Consider the following 25,185-nt stretch of genomic DNA (forward strand, 5'->3'; position numbering starts at 1 on the left):
AAGATTGATAAGGCTAAGGAGGTATTGAGGAGCACGCAAAACTCTGTCGTGGGATTGAAATAAATAGAACAAGGCCGTCTTGTTTGGTAGAAACCAACCAGAGACGGCCTTTTTTAATAGATGAGATTAAAGAAGAGAGAGGGTGAAACGGAATGCATATGGGCGATTAGCTGGTAGAGTAAACTCTTCATGTGTCCGTGCGCCCCAACTGTCGTCACCGCCAACACCCATTTGCTTGTAGTTCACTCTCAGCACGCTTTTGTTCGAGAGAGGCAATTTATACACATGATCACTTGCTTCCAGCTCGTCAGGCATCCAAGGCAGGGCATTAATCTCCATAGGGATGGCGCTATCAAAATAAAGTCCTGAACCATCGTTGGCTTCCGTTATTGAAGCAAATCTCACATCAGTCTTATTACCACACTCCTGCGGTCTGAGGTAAGGGACGAACTGGTCACTGACTTTGCCAGAATAACGGCCCAGTGGTGCTCCAGTCTGTCTATCCCAATAATTCTCATGGGGTCCACGGCCGTACCATGACAGGGTATCGAGTCTTCCAGCAAGCACGAACATCATTCCGAACTCAGGAATTTCTGGCAGATCACTGCTACCCGGATTCAGTTCTTGCAGGAACTCTATAGATCCGTCAGGGCGAATCTCATACTGAACCAGAAGGGTGGAATACGGATTCGTTGGCAGAAGGTAAGTGGTGGAAACGAAACAGAGATTTCCTTCGGTTCTATAAACCATGCTCAACAGATTCCGCTCATTAGAAGCCTGCTTCCACACTGCACAGCGCTTTGGCAATCCATTGCCAAGATCATTATCCGTGACTGCTCTCCAGAAGTTAGGTCTTACGGGCTCAAGCAGATGTTCTTTACCGGCAGCATGGTATGAGTTTAGCTCACCAGTTGCTTTATTAAAGTTTAGAGTGAAATTCTCACCCTGTACGCTCAATGCATCTTCATGTTCCTGCACATGTAACGTTCCATCCGTTGTTTTTGGAGCCTTTGTCACGATACGCGGGGACAGAATAAACTGTTCCCAAGCGATTTCGTGGTCAGCATCAGACCAAGAAGTTTCTGAACGCTGAATGAAGGAGAGATTTAGAATAGCTTCGTGATCGCCTTTATGTGAAATCAGTTCATAAGGGATGGTGCATTCAACGATTTCTCCTGGTACAGCAGAGATTTGCAGCAAACCCTCTTGCGCAGCTACTCCGTCTAAAGTAACTTCCCATTTAAGTTCGTACTGTTTAATGTCGGTAAATAAAAAGTTATTATGAATCTGAAAGAGACCTTCACGGATATTTAAAGCAGTTACTTTAATATTTTGATAGCATTTTTTGACCTCAAATAGCTTTGGAGTAACCGAACGATCGGCAAAAAGTAATCCGTTTCCGCTAAAGTTTCCATCATGTGGCGACTCACCAAAGTCACCGCCATATGCTAAATAGGGGACACCTTCGGATGTTTTGGTTCGGATAGCCTGATCCACCCAATCCCAAATAAATGCACCTTGAAAAATATCGTACTTGTCAAACAAGTCCGTGTATAGGTGTAGCCCACCGCAGGAATTGCCCATAGCATGACTGTATTCGCAGATGATATAAGGCTTCTGAGGATGACTCAGCGCATATTTTTCAACATCGTGCGGTTTAGCATACATAGTCGACTCTATATCACTAGCTGCTTCCGACTCTCTGCAATGGAAGATCCCTTCATAATGAACAGGCCGTGTTGGGTCCGCTTCTCTGAGATAGTCATGCATGGCGATAAAATTATCACCACCGTAGGACTCATTCCCCAGTGACCAGATGATAACCGAAGGATGGTTCTTATCTCTTTGCATCATGGAGTCGCAACGGTCAATCACATTGGCCCGCCATTCCGGTTTGCTGGCAGGTACATTTCCCTCATGTATTCCTTGTTGCCCGTACTGCCAAGTGCCGTGCGTCTCCAGATTGGTTTCATCGATAACGTAAAGTCCGTATTCATCACAAAGCTCATACCAAATAGACTGATTCGGGTAGTGAGAGGTCCGAACCGCGTTAATATTATGTGTTTTCATCAGTTGGATATCTCGGATCATGTCGTCTTTGGATAGCGCACGTCCTGTGTCACAAGAGAACTCGTGCCGGTTAACGCCTTTAAGTACAATTCTTTTGCCGTTGATCTTCATAAGTCCGTCTTTGATCTCAAAGGTGCGGAATCCGACCTTACAGCTGACCGTTTCAATAGTGTTTCCTTTATCGTCAATAATGGAGAGAACCAATGTATACAGATACGGTGTCTCAGCACTCCACTTATAAGGATCTTTTACATGCTCAGAAAGCTTGAAATGATGAACGCCCTCTTGATCCATGGAAGTAACTGTAGATACTGGTGCCTCCCATACAGGCTGATCCTCTTTATTGTATAGCTGCATTTGGAGTGTATAAGGGCTTAGCTTCTGATCAAAGTATTTCTCCATTTTGATGTCTACGTTTAAATCCGCATGAACGAAATCCTCATCCAGCTCGGTTTTAACGAAAAAATCAGCAACATGGACAGAAGGGGCCGTGTACAGATAGACCTCCCGAAAAATACCGCTAAGCCGCCAAAAATCTTGATCCTCCAGCCAACTGGCATCACACCAGCGATAGACCTCGACAGCTAGTTTATTATCACCAGTAACTAGATAAGGGGTAATATCGAACTCCGAAGGCGTAAAGGTGTCTTCACAGTATCCGACCCGTTCTCCGTTTACCCACACATAGAAAGCGGATTCAACCCCCTGAAAGCTAAGGTATACAGGCTGACCGTTCCAAGATTCTGGTACAGTAAAGGTTCTGATGTACGAGCCCACGGGATTATATTTTGTCGGAGCAAAAGGTGGCTTGAGATCAGGTTCGGATTCCGCCCAAGGATAGCGCACATTCGTATATTGCGGGTAATCATAGCCATGGAACTGCCAGTGAGAAGGTACAGGAATCGTAGCCCAATTGCTGCAATCGAAATGAGCTTTATAGAAATCCACGACTCGTAGATCCGGTGTTTCAGAAAAAGAGAACTTCCAAATACCATTAAGCGTTTTGTAGTATGGAGAGGCTTCTTTATCTCCCACCAGGGCTTGCGTTAGATTGCTATATGGGATCATGGAAGCATGTGCATCCAAGCGATTTAATTCGAAGATCTCCGGATTATTATTCCATTCTGGATAACCGTTTGCAGGAGGCTGGTAAACAAATTTTGCTCGCATGAGTAAATCTCCTTTATAATAGTGATGTTATTATATTCATATTATAGATTGGAGTAATGGTAAGAGATATAAAAGATTTTTCATCAAATATAACAAAATATGAAACGAGTGATCAGATGGAGAGCAAAATAATCTTTTGCCAAACGGAAGAGACGAATATGCTGCCGCTGTATGCTACAACCATTGGATTTTGGGAGCATCAGGCAGAAACCTTACGTCCTACCGGATTTCCGGACTATCAAATGCATCAGATTCATGAAGGCAAAGGCGAGCTTATCATTCAGGAGAAACGATATATTGTCGGCTCAGGGGATGTTTTCTTTTTGTTCCCGAATATTACGCATTCGTATGCGCCAATCAGCAGTAAGTGGAAGCTGTCATGGATTTCATTCAATGGTAGAGAGGCCGGTCAAATGCTGCTGTACGCAGGAATTCGCGAATCAGGCCCTGCTAGGTTGAAGGAGGATAAATGGCTAAATCCTTTAAAAGAAATGCTCAACTTGTCAGATAACAATGATTTGGAAACGAATCTGGAACGATCCAAACAATTATACGCGCTGCTACTGGATTTAAAAAGTAACCTAGTTTCTCCTTTAAACGAGGCTCTTGAATTGGAGCGAATTAAACCGGTGTTGCGACATATAGAAAGGAATCTTCATAGGACCCTCCCATTAAAGGAACTTGCGGAGGTTATTACAGTGTCGCCACAGTATTTATGTAGGCTTTTTCAAAAAACAATTCATGATCGACCTGTAACCTATATCAACAAGCAACGTATAAACTTGAGTAAACAACTAATGTCCAATGAACGAGATAAAAAAATGTATGAGATTGCTCAGTTAGTGGGCTTCGAAAATGCCAGTTATTTTTGTCTAGTGTTTAAGCGGTTGACTGGAATGAGTCCAGAGCAATTTAAACAGCTGCATGGTTTGGACTAAGGGCAATAGAGAATGCCTCTAAGCCCTATGATAAACGCTTACTTGTTAGCGTCTAGCACTCCATGATATAGTTTAATTGAGTTCATATGTTGTATTTTTCACGAATCCGCTCATTTTTTTGCAATATGTGTATGTTCAATCAAATTCAATACATAGAACCAAATTTACGATCAGATATTTAGTTAAGCATCAGGAAGGAGTCATCAATTTGAATGAGAAGTTAAAAGAGGCATATGAACGTTTGGACTTGCCTGTAGACATTAGCCGGGAGGAACTGAATAAAAAGTTTGATTTGCACTTGAAACGCCGTAAATCAAATTCCTCAGAAACTGAGGCTACAGCCTATGAAGAAGAATTTCTTGCTTTCAAAACGATCCTAGACGGCTTGGATCAGCAGGAAATTCAGGAGGCAGAGGACAAGCGGCTAGAGAAATGGGGAGCATTTTCCGGCATAGCGCGTAAATCAGAGAATTTTTTTAGGCTATACAAAGTCCATACTTTTGTATCTATCATTGTGCTGTTAGTGCTAATCTTTGGAGGTAACGCTCTTTATAATCAATATCAAGCCAAAAAATATGAAGCTTCACTCCCGCCAGTGGATGTACATATCATGTTCTTAGGCAATTATGAATCCCAAGATCCATCAGGTAAGGATGAAGAGCTTAAACAAGAGATAGTCAATCGCTATCCGACTTGGAAGCGGGTAAAGACGGATGTAGTGTACCTTCCCTCAACAGGTGGAACGGGTGGAGGAACATTAGACATGACTTATATTCAGCGCGCAATGGCGATGCTGGCAGCGGAAAGACCTGATATCCTCATTTTGGATGATGCTACTTTTGATTGGATTGGACAACAGCAGGGACTTAAAAATCTGGAGCCGTTTGTTAAATCAGCGGGACTTCCTTTAGATGATATTCGTTTGAAACGTATAAAAAATACGGAGAACGGTGAAGAATGGATCACTGGCGTAGATATCACAGATACGAAATTTGCTACAGATCTTCCAATTCATTCACGGAAGATGATTATCGGGGTGTTTGGAGAAGGTGGAGATAAGAACAAATCAACTGATTTTGTTGAGTTCTTAGTAGGGCAAATGACTGCCAAATAAATGAGTATTATAAATGGACCTGTGTTATAAAGACCGATGTTGTATGGATTCTCATACGATATCGGTTTTTTTGATATACATTCAAAGCATCTGAATTGACGAATGTGAAGTGAACTCACTATAATAATTCATATGAATATGAACTAAGTAATATAAATATAAACTAAACTGAATATTACAAGGGAGTGATGAAAGAATGAAGACAGAAGGAACTCTGACAATACATACACAGAAGCGTGGTGCAGCATTAGGTGATTTATTTGGAATCTTCTTTGAGGATTTAAATCATGCGGCAGATGGTGGTCTTTATGCTGAGCTAGTTCAGAATCGATCCTTTGAATTTGATCCGATTGATCGGGCCGATTATCATGCGTTAATGGCTTGGGAGCCTGTAGTACGTGGGGAGGGGAAATCCGTAATCACCGTGGAAGATAGCGAGCCCTTGAATGATCGTAATCCACATTATGTAGCTATTGATATTGTGGCTGAAGGTGACGGCGTTGGGTTGATGAATCTGGGATTCAATCGTGGTATTCCGGTAAAAGAAGGCGAGAACTATAAGTTCTCCATTTATGCTCGTCGCGAGACAAGCTTTGATGTCCCCCTTACTGTAACCATCGAAAGTACAAATGGCATCATTCATGGTGAAGCGGAAATAGCTGTGAATCACTCCGAATGGACTCGATACGAAGCAGTTATTAAGTCTAAGACTACGGATACTAGTTCACGTCTTGTAATCGTTACCAAAGGGAGCGGGAGGGTATATCTGGACATGGTTTCTCTATTTCCGGAGAAGACCTTTATGAACAGACCAGGGGGCATGCGTGAAGATATTTCACTGTTACTCGCCGGCTTAAAGCCTAAATTCATGCGGTTTCCGGGTGGTTGTCTGGTACATGACGGTTCCTTAAATCCAGATGACAGAGATTCTATGTACAGATGGAAAAATACAATTGGGGATGTTGCACAAAGACCGGCAAGGCGGAATAACTGGTCCTATAATCAGACGCTTGGGTTAGGTTACTTTGAATATTTTCAGTTCTGTGAGGATATTGGAGCTAAGCCGATTCCCGTTCTTCCGGGCGGCTACGATCCGCATCATAAACGATTGGTCCCACTGGATGAATTAACGCCCTGGGTTGAGGATGCACTGGATTTGATTGAATTTGCTAATGGGGACATTTCATCGGAGTGGGGAAGTATACGTGCGAGGCTGGGTCATCCAGAGCCTTTTAACCTAGAGTATATCGGTATCGGCAATGAGGAGGTAGGTGCACCTTTTTTCGAGAGATATCCATACTTTCATCAAGCCATAAAAGAGAAATATCCGGATATTAAAGTCATTAATTCGAGCGGTCCATTCTCTGCAGGTAAAGAATATGATCGGGGCTGGACATCGGCAAAAGAGAATAAGTCTGATCTCGTAGATGAGCATTACTACTGTACACCAGAATGGTTCCTGGCGAATCATCATCGTTATGATGACTTTAAGGCTGACGAACCGAAAGTGTTCTTAGGTGAATATGCTTCATGGGGCAATACCTATTATAACGCGTTGGTGGAAGCGGCTTTTATGACGGGACTTCAGAACAACGCTCATGCGGTTGGCTTGGCATGTTATGCGCCTATGCTCTGCAATGTGGATTATATCAACTGGAAGCCGGATCTAATCTGGTTTAATAATCATGAAGTGTACGGAACTGCGAACTACTATGTTCAAAAGCTATTCATGAATCATCAGGGAGATCAGCTTCTAGAAATAAAAGCGAACGGCTTCACAGTACCTGAGGAACGCAAAATTGAAGCAATCACAGGAGCCATTAGCTTGGGCGTCGATGCATCCGCTGCTCGTTTCTCCGAAATCCATCTTGTCAACAATGTCACAGGAGAATACAAGACATTTTCTGATCTATCGGAAGAAGTATCGAATCTGCTTGACCCCGATCAGAATGGAACGGCTAAACATATATTAGAGCTTGGAGAGACGGAGTGGGAGAGCTATTCCTTGAATTTTAAGGCTACACGAACCGCAGGGAATAAAGGATTTAAGTTCTATTTTGGCAAAGCGGATGATCAGAATCATTTGTACTGGGAGCTGGGTGGCTGGCAGAATCAGGATTCGATTGTCGCCTCCATCATTAACGGAAGAAACTCTGTTCTGACACATTCGATGTTTACTGTTGAAACAGACGTAGAATATGATCTAAAGCTAAAAGTATCAGGCAGACATATTCATACATACATTAACGGAGAGTTGATCAATGAAACAGAGGATAAACTTCCGGTCATCGAACCGCTGTATTACACAGCAAGTGTGGAGGATTGCACAGGGGATATCATACTTAAGACAGTGAATGTACAAGAGAATAGCGTTTCTGCTGAGATTATATTAAAAGAGTTGGCAAAAAAGGACTTGTCCGTCGAAGGATATGAACTGTCGGGATACCAGCTTGAGGATGAAAATGATTTCGAGAATAAAGAGCTTGTCTCCCCGAAGCAAAAAAACTTTACGACAGTGGGCAGTTGCTTTTTTTATGAGTTTCCGAAGCAATCCGTAACGATTTTTAGAATAAAATAAAAACTAAAAGCGCCCCTTTTGAATCTTAGAATTACAGAGATTCAAGGGGGCGTTTATGGTGGTCGGCTACACTAATGACAGGTGCAATATTATTAATAAGCTGGGGAATGCAAACCATCTTTACACGGTCTGCATGTTCTAGTAATGTAGTGAGACAGCAGCCCACGACCAGCGCATCTTCCAATCGTCCAGCGAAAGATTAATTTTCTACTTGCTCTTTTTTTTAGCTTGAATATAATCACAGGTAACAGCTATACTGCATCAATACATATCTCGCTTGTTAAATTAATAATTAATATTATTGTTAACTAAGAAATAGTTTTGAGAATACATAGTTAGAATTCTTTAAAATACTAATTCAAAGACATAGGAGACCATAAAATGCACTTAAATACAGATACAGAATCGCTTCGGGTCTACGAAGCATTAGCAAGTGAAGTCAGGCTAAGGATTATCGAACTACTGGACCGAAAAGAGATGCATATTAAAGAACTGGCTGCCGAGCTCTATCTAAGTAGTGCTATGGTTAGCACACATGTTGCCAAGCTGCAAAAGGCAGGTCTGATTAGCTCTAAAATGAGACGTGTAGATGGAGGGACTTATAAGTACTGCTCCCTGTCTACGAACTGCCTGCAGATTAAATTATCAGGATCTCGGGGAATCTGCTAATCGGATATTATGAATGATGGGAAATAGATAATTTATAAAAACAAAAAAACATATTGTAATGAAAACGGTTTTATGATAATTTAAATCTATAAAAACGTTTTTATTTGTAAAGGAAGATTGAATCATTATGGAAAAGGTAACCATCAAAGACGTTGCAAGAGAGGCTGGAGTGTCCATTTCTACAGTTTCTAACGCACTAAATGACGTTGATGTATTAAATCCGGAGACCAAATCACATGTGCTTAAGATCGCGAAGCAATTAAATTATGTTCCAAACCTAAATGGCAAGCTCCTAAGGAACGGAAAAACTAAAATGCTAGGTTTTTTCACGACAAGTGTAGCAGGCCCATACTTCTATAAGCTGGTGGAGTCCATGTCTCGTGAATGTGATCGGTTAGGTTATGGATTAAATGTATTTGTTACAAAGGATAAACAAGTCATTATGAGCAATATTCTAGGCCGACGTGTGGATGGTGTCATTATCTACGAAGAGCTGAGAATAGATGAAGAAGAAATTGCTGCAATGGTGAAAGACAAGATCAAGGCTGTGTTTCTGGATCGACCACTTCAGAATGAAACGATGGGAAGTGTGATTTTTAATTCGTTTGAATCTGCTTACGAAGCAACAAAATATTTAATCAGTCTGGGACACAAGAAAATTGCTTACATATCTGGTGTAGATGAGATGTATGACAGTGTTCAGCGGAAAGAAGGATACTTGGCCGCCTTGCGTCAATATCAGCTTCCGACGAACGAAGAGTATATTATACAAGGATATTTTGAGGAAGAGAGCACCTATAACGCTATAAAGTCTCTAGTTCATTTAAGTCCTGAAAAAATGCCTGATGCTTTTTTAGCGGGGAATGATTTGAGTGCCATTGGATGTATTCAAGCTTTGAAATCGCATGGATATGAAGTTCCGTTAGATATAAGTGTAATGGGGTTTGACGATATTGATATCGCGCAGTATTTCTCACCGCCATTAACGACGGTAAGAAATCAAATTGCCAGACAAGGTATTCTATCCATAAATCACCTGGTTCGCATGATTCAGAAGAAGGAACAGGGCGAAATGATGAAATTGCCGGGTGAGCTAATTGTACGTGGTTCTACTCAAGTGAAGATTGATCGGTACTAACGCTTTCAAGAAGGGCAACAAGATAGTATCCGATCATTTTTTTATAATTTTATTGCTTTTAGGAGGTTTTTTTTAAAAAGAAATAAAAACGTTTTTATTGTTTTGGGGATCATGATTTGGAGGGGAGAAGAAAAACGTGGATAAATTAGCCGTAGTGCCAGTGAACGGGAAGAATCCAATGAACAGTAAGAAGCCTATGGGACAGAGGGTCAAAGAGTTCGTGATTGATTATAAGAGACAATGGGAAATCCAGTCCATGATCATTCCAGGAATTATTTTTATGATTATCTTTTGTTTTATTCCGATTTATGGATTAACAATTGCTTTTAAAAGCTACACCGTAATTGATACGCTCGATTCGGCCCCATGGGTAGGGCTCGATAATTTTAGAATTATTTTATCAGATAAATACTTTTGGGACGCTGTAGTCAATACATTAGGGATCAGCTTTCTGAAATTAGCCATAGGATTTGTTATTCCTATTATTTTATCCGTCATGATTTATGAATTAAGCGGTGGACGTTTCAAAAAAATAGTACAAACGATCTCTTATTTACCTCACTTTTTGTCCTGGATTGTTCTGGGCGGGATGCTGATTGCTTGGTTCTCTTCCTCCGGTATGATTAATGAAATCCTGCTCAATTTGGGAATCATTTCGAAACCGGTAAATATCTTGCTTGATGCGAACAAGTATTGGTGGATTGCAACCTTATCGGATATTTGGAAAGAGGCGGGCTGGGGAACGATTTTATACCTAGCGATCATGTCGAAAATTGACCCTACTTATTATGAAGCTGCAAAAATAGATGGGGCCAGTCGTATGAGACAAATTTGGAATATTACCCTCCCTAACATGAAACCGATTATCAGTTTAAATCTGATTCTGACTGTAAGCGGTTTATTAGGATCGAATTTAGATCAAACCTTGGTCTTGATGAATTCACAGAACCGTGAAAAAGCAGAAGTAATCAATTCTTATGTGTATCGTATGGGTATGACGCAAGGTGACTTCTCTTATGCAACCGCTGTTGGTTTAGGTGTCTCCATCGTATCAGTTATCCTATTGATTAGTGCCAACAAAGTATCCAGCAAATTAAATGATAATCAATCAGTTCTGTAGAAGGAGGCATTTCTGTGAATCGTACGGTAGCTAAAGAAGATCTCGACAGTCGAATCTTTAATACCATAAATATTATTTTACTCTGTATTTGTACTGTAATTATCGTTGTACCTTTATGGAATGTGGTCATCTCATCTTTAAGTTCAGGCAAGGCGCTCGCGGAAGGCGGATTTATATTTTGGTCTCCGGAGTTCTCCTTAGAAAATTATCGGGCTGTATTAAAAGATGAGACGATTGGACTAGCGTTCCTGGTCTCGCTTGCCAAAACTTTCATCGGTGTCATTACCCACGTATTCTTTTGCGCGATGATTGGTTATGGTTTGAGTAAAAAATACATACGTGGCCGCAAGCTGTACGTTGCCATGGGTGTAATCACCATGTTCTTCTCGGGTGGTATGATCCCCACGTATTTATTGATTAAGTCACTGGGTCTATTGAATAGCTTTTGGGTTTATATTATCCCGGCCTTGTTCAGTTACTATGATGTAGTTATTTTAATGAATTTCTTCAGAAACGTTCCGGATTCACTTGAAGAGTCAGCCAAAATCGATGGTGCAGGTGACTGGCGTATTTTCCTGAAAATCTTTATCCCTCTTTCCATGCCAGCTATGGCTACGATTGCGTTATTCAACGGGGTAGGGCAATGGAATGACTTCATGACCACCAAGTTATATATTACCGATCAAGCACTCTATCCGCTGCAAATGAAACTCTATGAAATTATCGTGCAGTCGCAAACGCAATCCATGCAAAATGTCGGTGGATCTGCCATTATCGAAACTACGACTAAAGGGGTTCAACTAGCAACAATTGTCATTACAACTTTGCCGATTGTTGTGATGTATCCAATATTACAGAGGTACTTTATTTCGGGAATGATGATGGGGGCGGTGAAAGAATAGAAAGTTAGGAGGGATTTCATAGAACGCATTGGTGACGAAGTGTCCATCGGAAGTGTAGCTAGCCCAATCAGATCTGCACTTCCGTTACTTACAAAACTTTTTAGGGGGAAACAAGGATGAATAAAGCATTTGGGAAAAAAGGACTCAAGCTTTGTACAGCGCTTATGGCTGTTGTACTGGTATTTACGGGTTGTGGATCGAAGGGGAGCTCTGATAACTCCAGCAAAGAATTGAGCTCCATTGAAGGTCGCTATACGATAGATCCGGAAACACCGGCATGGAAGCTGGATACAAAAAAAGAGATTACAGATCTTACTTGGTACGTGAATGCAGACTGGTGGAATACTGATTTTGGTAAGGATCTTGTTACAAAGAAAATTAAAGAGGATTTAAACATCAATATTAAATTTATTACTGGGGACGACACGAAGTTAAATACTATTTTTGCCGGTGGCGAAATGCCGGACTTGCTGACTGTATTTGATTCTAACTCTCCGGTGGTACAAAAAGCCTCCACATGGGCGCTGCCTTTGAATGATCTGGCGGATAAATATGATCCTTATTTCAATAAAGTTTCAGAAAAAGATACTATGAATTGGTTCCAGCAAGCAGATGGCAAGACTTATGGCTATCCTAACTATTCAAATACTCAGAACGATTATGACAGCGGTAACATTCCTGCAAAAACGGCATTTATCATCCGTAAGGATGTTTATGAAGCCATTGGAAAACCAACGATGGGTACTCCAGAAGAATTCAAGAGCGTTATGCAACAAATCAAAAAGCAGTTTCCAGCAATGATTCCTTTTGGTTTTAACTCCATTGGTACAGGTACGGGTTCTTTGGGAGATGTACTACAGGACTTTATCGGTGTACCGCTGGAAACTGAAAATGGTGAATTCTACAACCGTAACCTGGATGAGGATTACTTGACTTGGTTGAAAACGTTAAATGAAGTCTACAGAAATGGTGACATCAGTGATGACAGTTTTGCTGATGACGGCACAGGCTTTGAAGAAAAATTAAAATCAGGCAAATACGCTACATTGCTACTTGATGGAACGCCTCAACAAAGTGGTAACCTGCAAATCTTCATGACTGGAAATCCAGGCAAAGAATATATCGCTATTGATGGACCGCAAAGCACGGTTGGTCATGAACCAACATTAAATCAATCAGGAATTACAGGCTGGATGATCAGTTTCATTACTAAAAAGGCTAAAGACCCTGCTAAAGCCATTCAAGTCTACACGTATTTGCTAAGTGAAGAAGGACAGAAGCTTATGAACTACGGTATTGAAGGAGAGACCTATAAAGTTAACGATGCTGGTAAAATTGAATTCTTGCCTGAAATCAAAGATCTTCAATTGAATAATGCAGATAAATTTAAAAAAGATTACCGGATGGGCGAATTTATGTTCTTCGGACATGACCGTGATAAAGCATTGAGTAATGATGCATTCGCAGAGTCGATCAAACAAATGCAAGAATGGGGCAAAGGAAAGATGAAACCTCACTTCATTCTAGAAAATATCAACCCTGCTCAAGGAACGCCTGAAGCGCGCAGTCTAACTGCAATTGATGCTACTTGGAATACTACGCTTGTAAGTTTGATTCGTTCAAAGGATGAAGCAACTTTTGAAAGTACTTTGGCTGCTTACAAAACCTTCTTGAACGAAAACAACTGGGATAAGATCGTAGAAGTTCGTTCTGAAAAAATGAAGAACAACAAAGAAAAACTAGGTCTTAAATAAGCAGGATTGTGGAGCATGGCCCCTTTAATGGGGCCTCTTCATTACAGAACCCAAATAAGATATATAGAAAAGTGGAGGGAAACAACATGACAAAGCTTAAAATTTACCAATCTACAGGGGAAAATGAATTGTTCATAGAGCAGACGCTAGAGCAATTGACTCCGATCGCTTCAGATGAGTCTGTTACTACTGTAAACCTTGACGAGAATCAAACCTTTCAGGAAATGGATGGGTTTGGGGCATCCTTTACGGATTCATCCGCATATTTGATTAACCAAGTCCTTGACAATGAGCAGAAAAAAGAGGTCATGAGCAAGCTTTTTGATTCCCAAGATGGAATTGGCTTGTCTGTATTAAGAAATCCAATGGGCGCATCCGATTATGCTAGAGATATTTATAGCTATGACGATATGCCTGCTCAGGAAACCGACACAGAATTAACTCATTTCTCCATCGCACATGATGAAGCTGATATTATCCCTTTGTTACAACGAGCGCTGGAACTTAATCCTGAGATCAAGCTGATGGCTTCACCTTGGAGTGCACCAGGCTGGATGAAGACCAGCGGATCTATGATCGCCGGTGAACTTAAACATGAACATTACCAGGCTTATGCCGATTATTTTGTACGATACATTCAAGCTTTTGAAGAGCACGGTCTGCCAACTTATGCGGTAACCCCGCAGAACGAGCCTCTTTTTGAACCCAAGCACTATCCAAGTATGTTAATGCTGCCTGAGGCGCAAAGAGATTTCATTAAAAATTATCTGAAGCCTAGCTTTGTGAAACACAACCTCCATACAAAAATTCTCTGCTATGATCACAACTGGGATCGTCCGGATTATCCACTCACAGTGCTCGATTATGCGAAAGATGAAGTGGACGGTGTTGCCTGGCACTGGTATGGAGGGAATGCGTCAGCACAGTCAGAGGTTCTGAAAGCTTTCGCGGATAAAGAAGTGCATTTCACAGAAGGTTCCGGTGGGGAATGGATTCCTCCGTTTGAACAAGCTTTCTCGAATGTTATGAGAACAGGAATTGATATTCTCAGAAATCATAGTAAATCCTTCGTCTTGTGGAATATGGCCTTAGATGAGAAGAACGGTCCAACGGTGCCGGGCTTTGGCAAAAGCACTTGTCGGGGTATTGTAACGGTCAACCAAGAGACTAAAGAACTTACGTATACGCTCGACTACTATGCACTTGCACATTTCAGCAAATTTATTCGTCCGAAGGCTGTACGTATTGACGCTTCCTCTAATCAAGAAGTGATCCGTTCCGTAGCTTTTAAGAATACAGATGATTCTATAGCGGTTGTTCTGTTCAACGATAGTGAAAAGGACGAGAATGTAGCTGTGAAATTGCAGGGCAAGGATGATCTATCGTTCCGTTTGGCTTCTAAAAGCGCCTTATCTATTTTAATAAAATAATTGAAAAATGTATCTCTAAAGTGCTCGAATCTCGCTTCGGGCGCTTTTTTTTTTGCGAAAATACGCATAAAAAATCAGTGTTCGTGAATCTTAAATGTATCCCTATAGCGAGGAGACATGAGCATTGAATAGAAATTTTGTGCTAACGCTGCTAGTTCTGTGTTTGATGATTACTGGTGGCTCTAGTATTTTTGCTGTTAAAAATGTGTTGCCTGCAAAGCGTGAAACACCCAAATGGGCGATGGAGCTTCATAAAAGTAAACTGCCTTCGCCACAACCGGAAAAATATAAGAGCTACGAGCTATTAGTCACTAACTTAAGTGAAGATGCCAAAGATGTAACGTTTGAGTTGTACCGACCAGTGCAGGATCCTAATCAGGAGCAAATCATCTTAATAGATCCATTCAGCGATGATATGAGACCCAATGAGACGGTGAACTTTAGTCATTTTTTTATAAAAAATGGGGCTAAAGAGTTGGAAGTCGTTCTCTCGTGGAATGATCATAATAAACGTAAGCATAAGCAAAGTTTTCGATTTGCGGATTTTGAATAATAAATCATAGAAACGCCAAATATTACAGGGCATATTCCTTCGGGAGGTGTCCTTTTTGGTTTGCTCCACCCCTTGTTTTACTCTATAATGTGCTTTATATAATTGCAGTTGAAAGGGGAGATGGGGCATGAGTACAGCTAATCGCGGAGTGAACATCGGACCTCCCCGTTTTAAAATAGCGGTACATTCAATTGTTTGGCTGGCTAAAAGCGGAAGCATTTTATCTAGTGCAATGATTGCAAGCCAAGTCAATTCACACGCGACCTTTATGCGTAGAGTGATGCAGTCATTGGCAACTGCGGGAATCGTAGAGTCCAAAGGTGGACGTGAGGGTGGGTACGTTCTCCGAAAATCTGCGGATGAGGTTACACTGGGCGAAATTTATGAGGCAGTAAGTAGTACGATTGAGGAGCCAGAAGTGGATCTGGCGTGTGGAGCAAGTGCTTTGCTCGATGTCGAACTAGAGAGAATTCTCCAAGAGACCGAACAACGAACCATTGAGTATTTACGTCAATATACGATTACTAATGTGATGGAACGGGTAGATTTCTTTTCTTAAGGATTTAATGCATAAAAAAAGTGCTAGTCAATGGTTTCTCCGGCTACTATAATGTGCTTATCAGAGTTGCAGTTTCCACTGTAACTTTATTTTTAGAGGTATTGTGCTTGAGGTGAGCACATATAGTAACAAGGGGGAGTGAACGATGAGGATTATTGAAAGTATCCACTGTCTTTTAGCAAGGAGTTCTTTTACTTTAATATGTGCTTGTCTTAGTTGCAAATAAAGGTATTGGGAGTGATGATCATGAATATTGTATCCATCGTATTGCAAAGCTTGTTGGTACTTGCTTTCGTTATGGCAGGGTTGGGAAAGGTAGCGGGTTCATCGATGCACGTGGATAACTTTAACAAATGGCGGTTACCACAGTGGTTTCGCGTAGTAACAGGACTCGTTGAGCTTGTCGCCGCAGCAGCTTTGGTTGTTGGCTACTGGGAGCCTAGCTGGGCAGCGGCAGGTGCGCTTTTACTTGGTGTTACGGCCATTGGCGGAGTTCTGGTTCATATTCGTGAACAGGATTCGTTTAAACATACGTTTCCAATTATCCTGCTCGGTGTATTAGCTGTTATCGTATTTTTCATTCGCTTCTCTGATTTAGCTGATTTTCCAGGGTTTAATTAATTTATACTCGCAAAATAAAAATGGCAGTTCAGAGCTGAATTTCAGCATCTGGACTGCCATTTATGTTTTTGGATCTTTAGCTTAGGGGTTTAACGTTCTAAACGATAGCCACCATGAAATACAGGACCTACATATTCATTGAACGCAAAGCCATTACGAATGGCTGCGGAGACGAAATCCTTAGCTTTTGCTACAGCTTCATGAACGGATAGACCGTTAGCTAAACCGCCTGTAATGGCAGCGGCAAAGGTACATCCAGCCCCATGATTGTGAGCAGGCTCGATTTTGGCTGTTTGAAATACGGTGTACTCAGAACCGTCGAAGAAGACATCAATTGCTTGATCGCCACCGAGTGCTTTGCCGCCTTTAACCACGACATTACGTGCACCAAGCTTATGAATCAGACGAGCAGCTTCTTTCATATCCTCTAGGGTAGAAAGTTTTCCAAGACCTGAAAGAACGCCAGCTTCAAACAGATTTGGTGTAACCACGGTGGCTAATGGCAGCAGTAAATCGCGAATAGCTTCTGCGCTGTCTGGGTTCAAGACTTCATCTTCACCCTTGCAGACCATGACCGGATCAATCACTACATTGGTCTGTAGATTTTCTTTGATCGCTTGCTCAGCAACACGCACAATTTCAACACTTCCCAGCATACCCGTCTTCATGGCATTAACTGGACCGCCTGCGAAAATAGTTTTTAGCTGCTCAGCAACAATGGATGCATCAATTGGATACACATTGTGGTGCCATCCATTGTCAGGGTCCATGGTAACGATAGTGGTTAAGGCACTGAAGCCGTAGGTTCCATATTCTTCAAAGGTTTTTAAATCCGCTTGGATCCCTGCACCACCACTGGAGTCGCTGCCTGCAATAGTTAGTGTTTTAATAATTTGAGTCATGGTAACGTCCCCTTTATATAACTGAATTCAAAAACAACGCACTGCAATGATTATAACAAAAATTAGCACATCCGTCTTTTAAAAAGCAAGAGTAGAGGTTGAAAATACCTTCTTCTAAAAATTCCCACGCTTAGTCCGACTTCTCTCTATTGGGGTCAGCAATAAAGAGGGGGCCATGATTATCTGTAAAAAACTTCATGAGGGTTTCCACTACTTCCTGCTGCTGGGTTATTTGTGATAGATGTATTTTAATGCTACGGAATAAATAACCCCATTCTCCTTCATCGTAATAGGCAGCTCCCTCGTCCTGATAGCCATTTGAGTCTGCTGACAGCGTATATCTGACGGTTCTTGCTTCAGCTCCTGCAGCACCTAAAATATGCCGTTCGCTGAACTTAAGGGGATTATAAATTGTAAATCCCATCGCGTCAGCCCATTCGGCTTTGTCCGGGAAATAGGCCCCGATTGAAGTGATAGCACAGCCTGTGCAGCTCCAAGCCGTATCTGAATAGTTCATGTTTTGTTCTGGATTGTTTGGATCTTGAAAGGTAACCCCATACGAACCATTAGCACCAACAACAGCGGTGGCTAGCCATCCAGCAGGTGCAAGTATAACATAACCCCCACCGATATCAGGTCTATAGACAAGCGTTGCTTCAACTTGATTTTTCATTTCTTGAGATAAGGCAAAGGTCATTTCAGGAATGGGAGGAACCACTGTATTTACGGTTTCGTCACCGCTATCGATATTTAACTGTGCCAGCGTGGTGTGCAGTGGAATGAGAACCGGACCATTGTTGAGATCGCTGTTAGGAAATTCAAGCACTTCTTGGGTGAAAATGGGTTCTGATTCGTTATTTGCTGCATGATTAGTTGGTGCGTTGGTGGATGTAGGTGGAGGGGTGGACTTTCCCCAGTTGAGACCTTTATAGCCAATCAGCAGTACTAGTGCCATTACGACACATACTATTGAAGTTAAGATCGAGCCGTTTCTAACGCTTCTTCGTTTTGATTTCATATATGCTGTACCTCCTTTGAACTTACTTATATCTTATATAGACATCAGAATGGAGTGGGAAGTTTCTTATGAAAATTAGAAAGTATAAGTCTCATAATATATATAACCTTTATATTTCGGAAGTTCTTCATTATCGGTCGGGTTAGTGAAGGATTCCATTTCACCAACCCTGCATATCAATATAGAAAGTAATTTTAACAAAGCTTATAGGAGGGCGAGTATGGTCACGATTAGTTTATGTATGATTGTACGAAATGAAGAAAAAAGCCTGCATAAATGTTTGTCTAGCATTGCAAGTCTTGTAGATGAAGTGGTTATCGTGGATACCGGCTCAACGGATAAGACGAAAGAGATCGCAATGTCCTTCGGAGCTGTAATTTATGATTTCGAATGGATTGATAATTTTAGTGCCGCACGAAATTTTGCTTTCAGTAAAGCAACTCAGGAGTACATTTTATGGCTCGATGCGGATGATTATATAAAGGAAGCGGATCAGATATTGTTTAAAAAGCTAAAAGAGATTCTGCCAAAACATATCCACAGCGTAAATATGCAGTATAATCTGGCTTTTGACGAGGCGGGAAATGTCACAGCTAGCTTGCGTCGGAACCGGCTTGTTCGCCGCAGCTGTAATTTTCAGTGGATTGGCCCAGTACATGAATATCTAGAGGTAAGTGGTCCTTCATTCAGTAGTGATGTCTGTATTACTCATGAGAAAGATAAGGAATATACGGACCGTAATTTGCGGATTTATCAAAAAAGAGTGGCTGAAGGTGAACTGTTCTCTCCGAGAGACCAGTATTACTATGCAAATGAATTACGAGACCACGCCTTGAATGAAGAGGCTTGTAAATATTATGAGATGTTTTTGGCAGGTGGGCAAGGCTGGATAGAAGATAATTTCCAAGCTTGCCTAAGGCTTGCTGAATGCCGGGAACGGCTGGGGGATAAAGAGGGTTCATTTGAAGCGTTATGCAGAACCTTACAATACGATAAGCCACGTTCAGAGTTCTGCTGCCGAATTGGAGCCCTTCTTCTGGAAAAAAGTCAATTGCAACCCGCGGCATACTGGTATGAGCTTGCGATACAGCTGCCGCGGGATGTTGATTCGATGGGGATGAAGAATGGGATCTTTTATACCTGGCTCCCGCATCTTCAATTGGCTCTCTGTTACGATCGGCTCGGCCAACATGAGTTAGCAAACCAGCATAATGAAACGGCGCTGAGCTTTTACCCATCCCATCCTAGCATGTTATATAATCGCACGTATTTCAAAAATCTGTTGGGTGACAAATATGTAGCGTTTCAAGCTTAACCAAAGAGCCCCCAAAGTCATGATTATGACATTGGGGGTTTTGCTGTTCAGATGTATGCGTACAACGCCGGTGGCATAATCCCTCTTTTTAATATGCTGGATTATATTGTTGTTCTTTTTTGTAATCGTTGGGAGGGAGTCCGACCTCTTGCTTAAACAGCTTAGAGAAGTAGGAGTAGTTGTTATAGCCAACCTTGTTTGCGACTGTATAAACAGACATATTTGTGGATTCCAAAAGATGCTTTGCAGCCGCGATTCTGACTTGGATGACGTAGCTGCCTAATGAAACACCAGTTTCTCGTTTGAATATTCTTGCCAGATAATCAGGATTGAGGTAGACAATTTCGGCCAAATCATTTCGCGATAGATCGTCACCGTAATGCGAATGAATGTATTGTTTGATTTCCTCTGCGACGGATTTGGTCTGTGCGGCAAACTCACGGTATTTCATGGCTGTAGTCACTAGATATTTAAGATATTCTTCCATATCCTCAATCGAGTTCAAAGAGTGCAAGGATAATTTATCGTTAGTTTTGCCGGAGTAAAGTTTGTGTGACCGTATCCCTTTGAGGTTGAGAAATGAATAGACCAGCTGAACAATATCTAAGCGGAACAAGCTAAGGACAGAGGTCTCCAGTGTTCTATTGTTAAGCATAACCCTTAGAGATTTCGTAACTTCCTCAAGAAAAGTAGTGAATTGATTCTGGTTCAGGAGCTCTTCCAAATAGGCAAGATCCGGTGGTGTATAGCCTGTTTTATTTTGATAGAGGTAGGCTTCCACTAAAAAAGTCTGATTTCTGCATCTCGTAATTTCCTCATCCATGCGAAGCGATTGTTTCAGAACATTCCCCACATGAGTCAGTTTATCGGATAAACCAATATTGCAGCAGACGTCGCATTTTAAATATGGAATCGCCTTTTGAATAAAGGAAGAGCATAATTCTTCAAGCAAGGGCGTGTCTGGTGTCTGGTTCCATTTTAATAAAGCGATCCAATTATAATCTTTATATTCCAGAATGCTCTCGATGGTAAAGCAAGGACTCCGTAACAATTCGTATAATACGTTCAGCAGGGCAAAATCAAAAAGATCCTTCTCTTCTTTTCCCATACTACCGTTGTATGGAAATAGGTTGAAGATTAAAGGCTGCAGAGTGTCGCTCATTTGATAGGAAAGGTTCTGTTCCTCAATGGCAAGGGTGATGTCCGCTAATTTAATCGGAAATGATGTGCTTCCACTAACCAGCTTACGCCAAAAATGTTCGAGAATCTTCGCCTGGTTTTTTTGCCAAAAGTAACCGCCTTGAATGGCTTTTTCATTTCTTTGCTGCTCTTTTGCCTGTGTGACAGCCTTGTGGATAATCAGCATCAGCTTATCAAATTCGATGGGCTTTAGAAAATATTCAAAGCTTTGCAATTCAATCGCTTTCTGCGCATAGTTGAAATCGGCATAATTAGTAAGAAGTATAGTCTGAATACTATAATTCCCTTCGCGAATCCATGCCAGTAATTCCAATCCGCTACCCTGAGGCATTTCAATATCCGAAATCAGAATTTGAATAGAATGCTTTTCTATTATTTCACGTGCCTGAGCGACATTATTTGCTGTATAGACCGTATCAATGTGTAACGATTCCCAATCAATTCTCTTTTGCAATGCAGCGATAACATAAAAATCATCATCAACAAGCAGTACATTCATAGTTAGCTCTCCATTCATTTAGATTTTTTAGGAAGCTCCGGAAGAGATAAGATTACACTAGCGCCGCCGCTCCCCAAATTGGAAAAGGTGATAGTTGCTCTTTTTAAATAGAGATATTCCAGTCGTTTAAGCGTATTCATAATGCCGATCTGCATACCGTTGCTTTGATCCAAGGGCTCACCAAGATTAAGCTTCTCTAACACTTGCGGTGGAAAACCGGGACCGGTGTCGGTGAGCTGGATAACGAGCATATCTTCCTCTTCAATCCGTAGTCGCTGGACTGTAAGCCTGATCTCTACTACATGTTCTCGTGAAATCGCATATTTAATAGAATTTTCAATGAAGGTTTGCAGCACTAATGGCGGAATTTCTACACAGCTTGCCTGATCCTCTTGCTCAATAGTGTAAATAAATGCATCCTGATAACGTTGCTTTTGAATCTCCAGATAGGTTCGGACATGCTCGATTTCATCCTCCAGCCGGACAAAATTCTCACCATTTTGAAAAATATAACGGAAATATTTCGACGTAGACAACGTCATATTCTCAATTTCTTTATACATTTCAATTTGGGCCATGCTATAGATGCTAGTCAGGCAATTCAAGAAAAAGTGGGGCTTGATCTGTAGCTTCATATAATCCAGTTGTATCCGCTGCTTCTCCAGTTCCTGCTCGTACATAGTGATTTTGAAGGTTTTGATTTGTTCAACTAAATCTTTGAACTGTGTGTTTGCTTGTTCCAGCTCTATAATCTCACTGCTTTTGAAATCTGCGGGTTGCCCAGCCTCATTAATTGAAGCAAGGTTCTCAGAGAAGCTTTGAATCGGGCCTAGTACTCTTTTCTTGAAAAACAGCAGAACGATGCATAAAGTGGACGTCACAATGAAGAAGAGTAACATTATAAGCAGCTGAGCAATGATTATTTTTTCAAATATGCCATATTTTATGACCATTTTGGTGCTGAAAGTGGTGTCCGAGAAGGCGCTGTTGATGGTTGTACGCGATTGCAAAAGATTAGAGAAGCCTCCCTTTTCCGTTATCAGCTTTCCGCTGTTCGATATGGGACTTGATAAAGGCTGTTCATTCTCATCTACTAGAGAAACATAACCATTAGCACCCAGATTAATTTGGCGTAGAGGGCGGATCAAATTATCGGCGGAGATCAGTCCAATTAAATAACGATTGTAATAGGGAACGATATTAATCACGTAGTAATGGTTGTTAACAAGGATTGGCGTCCATTTGGAATAAAACTTCTCATACATCTCCTTATCATCAATATAAGAAATAATCTTCGTTTTGAGCTGCCTGTAATCTGTATAGGTCACACTGATCGGTGCACAATTTAAAAAGTAGTTCTCATTTTTCAAATAGTAAAAAAAGTTGTACTCATGTCCGTAGTTTTTTTGCAGCTCGGTAAAGCGTTTATGCAGATTATCATTTGCTTTCAAGAACTCGATACTGTTGACCCCGTAAGTATTCATCGCAAGCAAGCTCTCATCGTTCCCAAGCGTCCAGCCCATATAGTGATTAATGTAGGCAAAATCATGATTGATGCGATTAATGTAGAGTGCCGCAGTATCCTGTAAATTTCGAGTGGACTGCTGCTTAACGATAGAAATGGAAGTAATGCTGATCGCTAAATCCAGAATGAGGACTGTGAACGAGACCGCCATCATGACTTTTATATAATGACGAATGGGGTAGGTTTTGTGTTCCGCTGTTTTTTTGTTCATAAAATCATTATAAGACCTCTGCAGGAAAAATACAGGAGAACTCACTAGCGATTTACCGCAAAGTCCGGAAAGCACATACAGAAGTCGGGATACTGTTATTAAGTCTCTTCAAGCGAGGATATTTGATTTTGTAAGCGAATTCAAAGGTCTGGATAACCGTCTTAAAGAGTCCGGAATACGAAAAAATAAGAAGCTATGATTAAGCTATTCCGATGAACTTTGATTAATTGAAATGGGGGATTAAGAGGATGAGCCAAGACAGTAAGCAAAAGACGGCAAAGAAATGGACTGTGGGTCTGCTGGCGGCTGCTATGGTATTTGGTATTGCTGGCTGCGGCGGAAAAGACGGGAATAATGCTGCAACTAGTGAGACGAGCAGTTACAACAAAGAAGGTCTGCCAATTGTTAATGAGCCTGTAACACTTAAGGTGCTGACCGTACGTTGGGGAAGCATGGGAGACACGTTTACGCAGAATCAATGGCTGAAGGATCTTGAAAAAAATACAAATGTCAAAATCGAATGGCAAGTGATGTCCTCCAATGATTGGGCCGAACAGAAGTCCATTCTGCTGGCTAGCGGTACACTTCCAGATATTATCCTCGGAAATCAAACCTTCGGAGATTCCGATATCGTTAATAATCTAAGCTTTTTCCGGCCGTTAGATGATTATATTGAAAAAAATATGCCAAATCTTAAAGCGGCCATGGAAGAAACGCCTGAGTTGAAAAAAATCAGCACTTTTCCTGACGGGAAAATCTATTCACTGCCAACAAGACTTCCATCGCGTCCAAAAAGCTCTCGTCAGCCTGTGATTAACAAAACTTGGCTCGATAAATTGGGTCTGAAGACTCCTGAAACGATTGATGAGTTATACAACGTACTTAAAGCTTTCAAGGAACAAGATCCAAACGGAAATGGCAAAAAAGATGAGATTCCTTTTATTGAAATTGGGAATGACTTGATCAGTCCTTTCGGAATTGCCGACTTGAATAACAACAATATGATTATCAAGGACGGAAAAGCGATCTATTTCCCTGTTTCGGAGGCGTTCAAAGAAGGACTCAAATGGGAAAATAAATTGTATGCGGAAGGTTTGTTAGATAAAGAAGTATTCACTCAGGATGATACGATGAGATCGGCGAAGTTCCAAAATCCGGATGCTCCGATTGTGGGCTTTACTTACCAGTGGACCCCGGACGCTGTATTTGGTAAATGGAGCGATCAATATGTGACGATTCCACCGATTGCCGGACCGGATGGTAAGCGTTATACCATCGGGAATCCTATTGGGATGAATCTTAACCGTAATGAACTGCTGATTACTACGTCTAGTAAGTATCCAGAGGTTGCTGCACGTTGGGCAGATCAGTTCTACACGAACGAAGCGAGCATTCAGAATTTTTGGGGTGCGATTGGAACTGTAATTAAAAAGAATGATGACAGCACCTATACATTGATGGATCCACCTGCTGGAACCAGCGCAGATGCCTGGTACTGGGATCAGTCTCTTCGAGATTTCGGACCCAAATATGTGAGCCCATCCTTTGAACAGAAAATTGTCCTTAATCCTGAAAGTGGAGATGGACTGAAGCTTCAGCTGGATAAGCTGGGCAGTGAATATGTAACAGAACCTTTCCCTAACGTTATGTATACCTCCGATGAGTTCGAGGAGCTGCCAACCTTGACCACGGATATAGACGGTTATGTGAATACAATGCGCGCTCAATTTATTAGCAAAGGCGGAATTGACGAAGGCTGGGATGATTATGTCAAACAGCTTAATAAAATGGGTCTTGAAAAATTAGTTAAAATTCGCACAGATGCTTACAGTCGTTATATGAGTGTAAAATAACCTATTCGTCTTTCGAAAAAGGTGCTGCCCTACATAAATCTGTGGG

General features: G+C 41.4%; 20 protein-coding genes. 14 read left to right on the forward strand and 6 right to left on the reverse strand.

Annotation, left to right across the window (positions count from 1 at the left end):
* Window positions 1-126 precede the first annotated feature (126 nt).
* Entirely contained in the window at window positions 127-3,240 is a 3,114-nt protein-coding gene (locus tag MHB64_RS11465) for a glycoside hydrolase family 2 TIM barrel-domain containing protein (RefSeq protein WP_341134453.1), read from the reverse strand.
* Window positions 3,241-3,356: 116 nt separating this feature from the next.
* Between MHB64_RS11465 and MHB64_RS11470 the strand changes: the two genes are divergently transcribed.
* The 3 genes from MHB64_RS11470 (at window position 3,357) to MHB64_RS11480 (ending at window position 7,870) form a co-directional block, all read left to right on the forward strand.
* A complete protein-coding gene (locus MHB64_RS11470; protein ID WP_341134454.1) occupies window positions 3,357-4,178 on the forward strand; it encodes an AraC family transcriptional regulator in 822 nt (273 codons plus the stop codon).
* Window positions 4,179-4,386: 208 nt separating this feature from the next.
* Window positions 4,387-5,292, forward strand: a complete 906-nt coding sequence (locus MHB64_RS11475) for a hypothetical protein (protein WP_094870172.1) — start codon at window positions 4,387-4,389, stop codon at window positions 5,290-5,292.
* Window positions 5,293-5,488: 196 nt separating this feature from the next.
* A complete protein-coding gene (locus MHB64_RS11480) occupies window positions 5,489-7,870 on the forward strand; it encodes an alpha-L-arabinofuranosidase C-terminal domain-containing protein (RefSeq protein ID WP_341134455.1) in 2,382 nt (793 codons plus the stop codon).
* A gap of 31 nt (window positions 7,871-7,901) precedes the next feature.
* Here MHB64_RS11480 and MHB64_RS33895 read toward each other — a convergent pair whose 3' ends face one another.
* On the reverse strand, window positions 7,902-8,036 hold the full coding sequence (locus tag MHB64_RS33895) for an alpha-L-arabinofuranosidase C-terminal domain-containing protein (RefSeq protein WP_373455880.1): 135 nt from the start codon (window positions 8,034-8,036) through the stop codon (window positions 7,902-7,904).
* A 215-nt stretch (window positions 8,037-8,251) separates the two neighbouring features.
* Between MHB64_RS33895 and MHB64_RS11490 the strand changes: the two genes are divergently transcribed.
* The 9 genes from MHB64_RS11490 (at window position 8,252) to MHB64_RS11530 (ending at window position 16,616) form a co-directional block, all read left to right on the forward strand.
* Window positions 8,252-8,539, forward strand: coding sequence for an ArsR/SmtB family transcription factor (locus tag MHB64_RS11490; RefSeq protein ID WP_094870170.1), 288 nt, complete (start codon window positions 8,252-8,254; stop codon window positions 8,537-8,539).
* A gap of 127 nt (window positions 8,540-8,666) precedes the next feature.
* A complete protein-coding gene (locus tag MHB64_RS11495; RefSeq protein WP_094870169.1) occupies window positions 8,667-9,677 on the forward strand; it encodes a LacI family DNA-binding transcriptional regulator in 1,011 nt (336 codons plus the stop codon).
* 178 nt (window positions 9,678-9,855) lie between these two features.
* Window positions 9,856-10,797: an ABC transporter permease gene (locus MHB64_RS11500; protein WP_094870184.1), complete on the forward strand. Its 942-nt coding sequence runs from the start codon at window positions 9,856-9,858 to the stop codon at window positions 10,795-10,797.
* A 14-nt stretch (window positions 10,798-10,811) separates the two neighbouring features.
* Window positions 10,812-11,699, forward strand: a complete 888-nt coding sequence (locus MHB64_RS11505; protein WP_094870168.1) for a carbohydrate ABC transporter permease — start codon at window positions 10,812-10,814, stop codon at window positions 11,697-11,699.
* Between the two features lie 116 nt (window positions 11,700-11,815).
* Window positions 11,816-13,453: a sugar ABC transporter substrate-binding protein gene (locus MHB64_RS11510; protein ID WP_341134456.1), complete on the forward strand. Its 1,638-nt coding sequence runs from the start codon at window positions 11,816-11,818 to the stop codon at window positions 13,451-13,453.
* Window positions 13,454-13,539: 86 nt separating this feature from the next.
* Window positions 13,540-14,883: a glycoside hydrolase family 30 protein gene (locus MHB64_RS11515; RefSeq protein ID WP_341134457.1), complete on the forward strand. Its 1,344-nt coding sequence runs from the start codon at window positions 13,540-13,542 to the stop codon at window positions 14,881-14,883.
* 124 nt (window positions 14,884-15,007) lie between these two features.
* On the forward strand, window positions 15,008-15,436 hold the full coding sequence (locus tag MHB64_RS11520) for a hypothetical protein (RefSeq protein WP_341134458.1): 429 nt from the start codon (window positions 15,008-15,010) through the stop codon (window positions 15,434-15,436).
* Between the two features lie 127 nt (window positions 15,437-15,563).
* Window positions 15,564-15,995, forward strand: a complete 432-nt coding sequence (locus MHB64_RS11525) for an RrF2 family transcriptional regulator (RefSeq protein WP_094870164.1) — start codon at window positions 15,564-15,566, stop codon at window positions 15,993-15,995.
* Between the two features lie 246 nt (window positions 15,996-16,241).
* A complete protein-coding gene (locus tag MHB64_RS11530) occupies window positions 16,242-16,616 on the forward strand; it encodes a DoxX family protein (RefSeq protein WP_280786831.1) in 375 nt (124 codons plus the stop codon).
* 89 nt (window positions 16,617-16,705) lie between these two features.
* On the opposite strand, the gene thiD is transcribed toward MHB64_RS11530, so the two are convergent.
* Together thiD and MHB64_RS11540 are read right to left on the reverse strand one after the other, a co-directional pair.
* Window positions 16,706-17,518 (reverse strand): bifunctional hydroxymethylpyrimidine kinase/phosphomethylpyrimidine kinase, encoded by an 813-nt coding sequence (thiD, locus tag MHB64_RS11535; RefSeq protein WP_042126537.1) that lies wholly within the window; start codon window positions 17,516-17,518, stop codon window positions 16,706-16,708.
* 130 nt (window positions 17,519-17,648) lie between these two features.
* On the reverse strand, window positions 17,649-18,536 hold the full coding sequence (locus MHB64_RS11540) for a DUF4850 domain-containing protein (protein ID WP_341134459.1): 888 nt from the start codon (window positions 18,534-18,536) through the stop codon (window positions 17,649-17,651).
* Window positions 18,537-18,756: 220 nt separating this feature from the next.
* Between MHB64_RS11540 and MHB64_RS11545 the strand changes: the two genes are divergently transcribed.
* Window positions 18,757-19,851 (forward strand): glycosyltransferase family 2 protein, encoded by a 1,095-nt coding sequence (locus tag MHB64_RS11545; protein ID WP_094870161.1) that lies wholly within the window; start codon window positions 18,757-18,759, stop codon window positions 19,849-19,851.
* 88 nt (window positions 19,852-19,939) lie between these two features.
* Here the strand turns inward: MHB64_RS11545 and MHB64_RS11550 are convergent, their stop codons facing one another.
* Both MHB64_RS11550 and MHB64_RS11555 read right to left on the reverse strand, forming a co-directional pair.
* Window positions 19,940-21,550, reverse strand: coding sequence for a response regulator transcription factor (locus MHB64_RS11550; protein ID WP_094870160.1), 1,611 nt, complete (start codon window positions 21,548-21,550; stop codon window positions 19,940-19,942).
* Between the two features lie 14 nt (window positions 21,551-21,564).
* On the reverse strand, window positions 21,565-23,286 hold the full coding sequence (locus MHB64_RS11555) for a sensor histidine kinase (RefSeq protein WP_094870159.1): 1,722 nt from the start codon (window positions 23,284-23,286) through the stop codon (window positions 21,565-21,567).
* A gap of 248 nt (window positions 23,287-23,534) precedes the next feature.
* On the opposite strand from MHB64_RS11555, the gene MHB64_RS11560 reads away from it, so the two are divergent.
* Complete coding sequence (locus MHB64_RS11560; RefSeq protein WP_094870158.1) at window positions 23,535-25,139, forward strand: extracellular solute-binding protein; 1,605 nt, start codon at window positions 23,535-23,537, stop codon at window positions 25,137-25,139.
* The last annotated feature ends 46 nt before the right edge of the window (window positions 25,140-25,185 follow it).

Origin of the sequence: Paenibacillus sp. FSL K6-2859 (assembly GCF_038008265.1) — a bacterium.
Lineage (GTDB): Bacteria > Bacillota > Bacilli > Paenibacillales > Paenibacillaceae > Paenibacillus_AQ > Paenibacillus_AQ nitricinens.

What these genes read in the sequence shown, in the direction of transcription:
- MHB64_RS11465 (WP_341134453.1), bottom strand. Translation starts at nt 3,240, where the DNA reads ATGCGAGCAAAATTTGTTTACCAGCCTCCTGCAAACGGTTATCCAGAA.
- MHB64_RS11470 (WP_341134454.1), top strand. Translation starts at nt 3,357, where the DNA reads ATGGAGAGCAAAATAATCTTTTGCCAAACGGAAGAGACGAATATGCTG.
- MHB64_RS11480 (WP_341134455.1), top strand. Translation starts at nt 5,489, where the DNA reads ATGAAGACAGAAGGAACTCTGACAATACATACACAGAAGCGTGGTGCA.
- MHB64_RS11490 (WP_094870170.1), top strand. Translation starts at nt 8,252, where the DNA reads ATGCACTTAAATACAGATACAGAATCGCTTCGGGTCTACGAAGCATTA.
- MHB64_RS11495 (WP_094870169.1), top strand. Translation starts at nt 8,667, where the DNA reads ATGGAAAAGGTAACCATCAAAGACGTTGCAAGAGAGGCTGGAGTGTCC.
- MHB64_RS11500 (WP_094870184.1), top strand. Translation starts at nt 9,856, where the DNA reads ATGAACAGTAAGAAGCCTATGGGACAGAGGGTCAAAGAGTTCGTGATT.
- MHB64_RS11510 (WP_341134456.1), top strand. Translation starts at nt 11,816, where the DNA reads ATGAATAAAGCATTTGGGAAAAAAGGACTCAAGCTTTGTACAGCGCTT.
- MHB64_RS11515 (WP_341134457.1), top strand. Translation starts at nt 13,540, where the DNA reads ATGACAAAGCTTAAAATTTACCAATCTACAGGGGAAAATGAATTGTTC.
- MHB64_RS11525 (WP_094870164.1), top strand. Translation starts at nt 15,564, where the DNA reads ATGAGTACAGCTAATCGCGGAGTGAACATCGGACCTCCCCGTTTTAAA.
- MHB64_RS11530 (WP_280786831.1), top strand. Translation starts at nt 16,242, where the DNA reads ATGAATATTGTATCCATCGTATTGCAAAGCTTGTTGGTACTTGCTTTC.
- thiD (WP_042126537.1), bottom strand. Translation starts at nt 17,518, where the DNA reads ATGACTCAAATTATTAAAACACTAACTATTGCAGGCAGCGACTCCAGT.
- MHB64_RS11540 (WP_341134459.1), bottom strand. Translation starts at nt 18,536, where the DNA reads ATGAAATCAAAACGAAGAAGCGTTAGAAACGGCTCGATCTTAACTTCA.
- MHB64_RS11545 (WP_094870161.1), top strand. Translation starts at nt 18,757, where the DNA reads ATGGTCACGATTAGTTTATGTATGATTGTACGAAATGAAGAAAAAAGC.
- MHB64_RS11550 (WP_094870160.1), bottom strand. Translation starts at nt 21,550, where the DNA reads ATGAATGTACTGCTTGTTGATGATGATTTTTATGTTATCGCTGCATTG.
- MHB64_RS11555 (WP_094870159.1), bottom strand. Translation starts at nt 23,286, where the DNA reads ATGAACAAAAAAACAGCGGAACACAAAACCTACCCCATTCGTCATTAT.
- MHB64_RS11560 (WP_094870158.1), top strand. Translation starts at nt 23,535, where the DNA reads ATGAGCCAAGACAGTAAGCAAAAGACGGCAAAGAAATGGACTGTGGGT.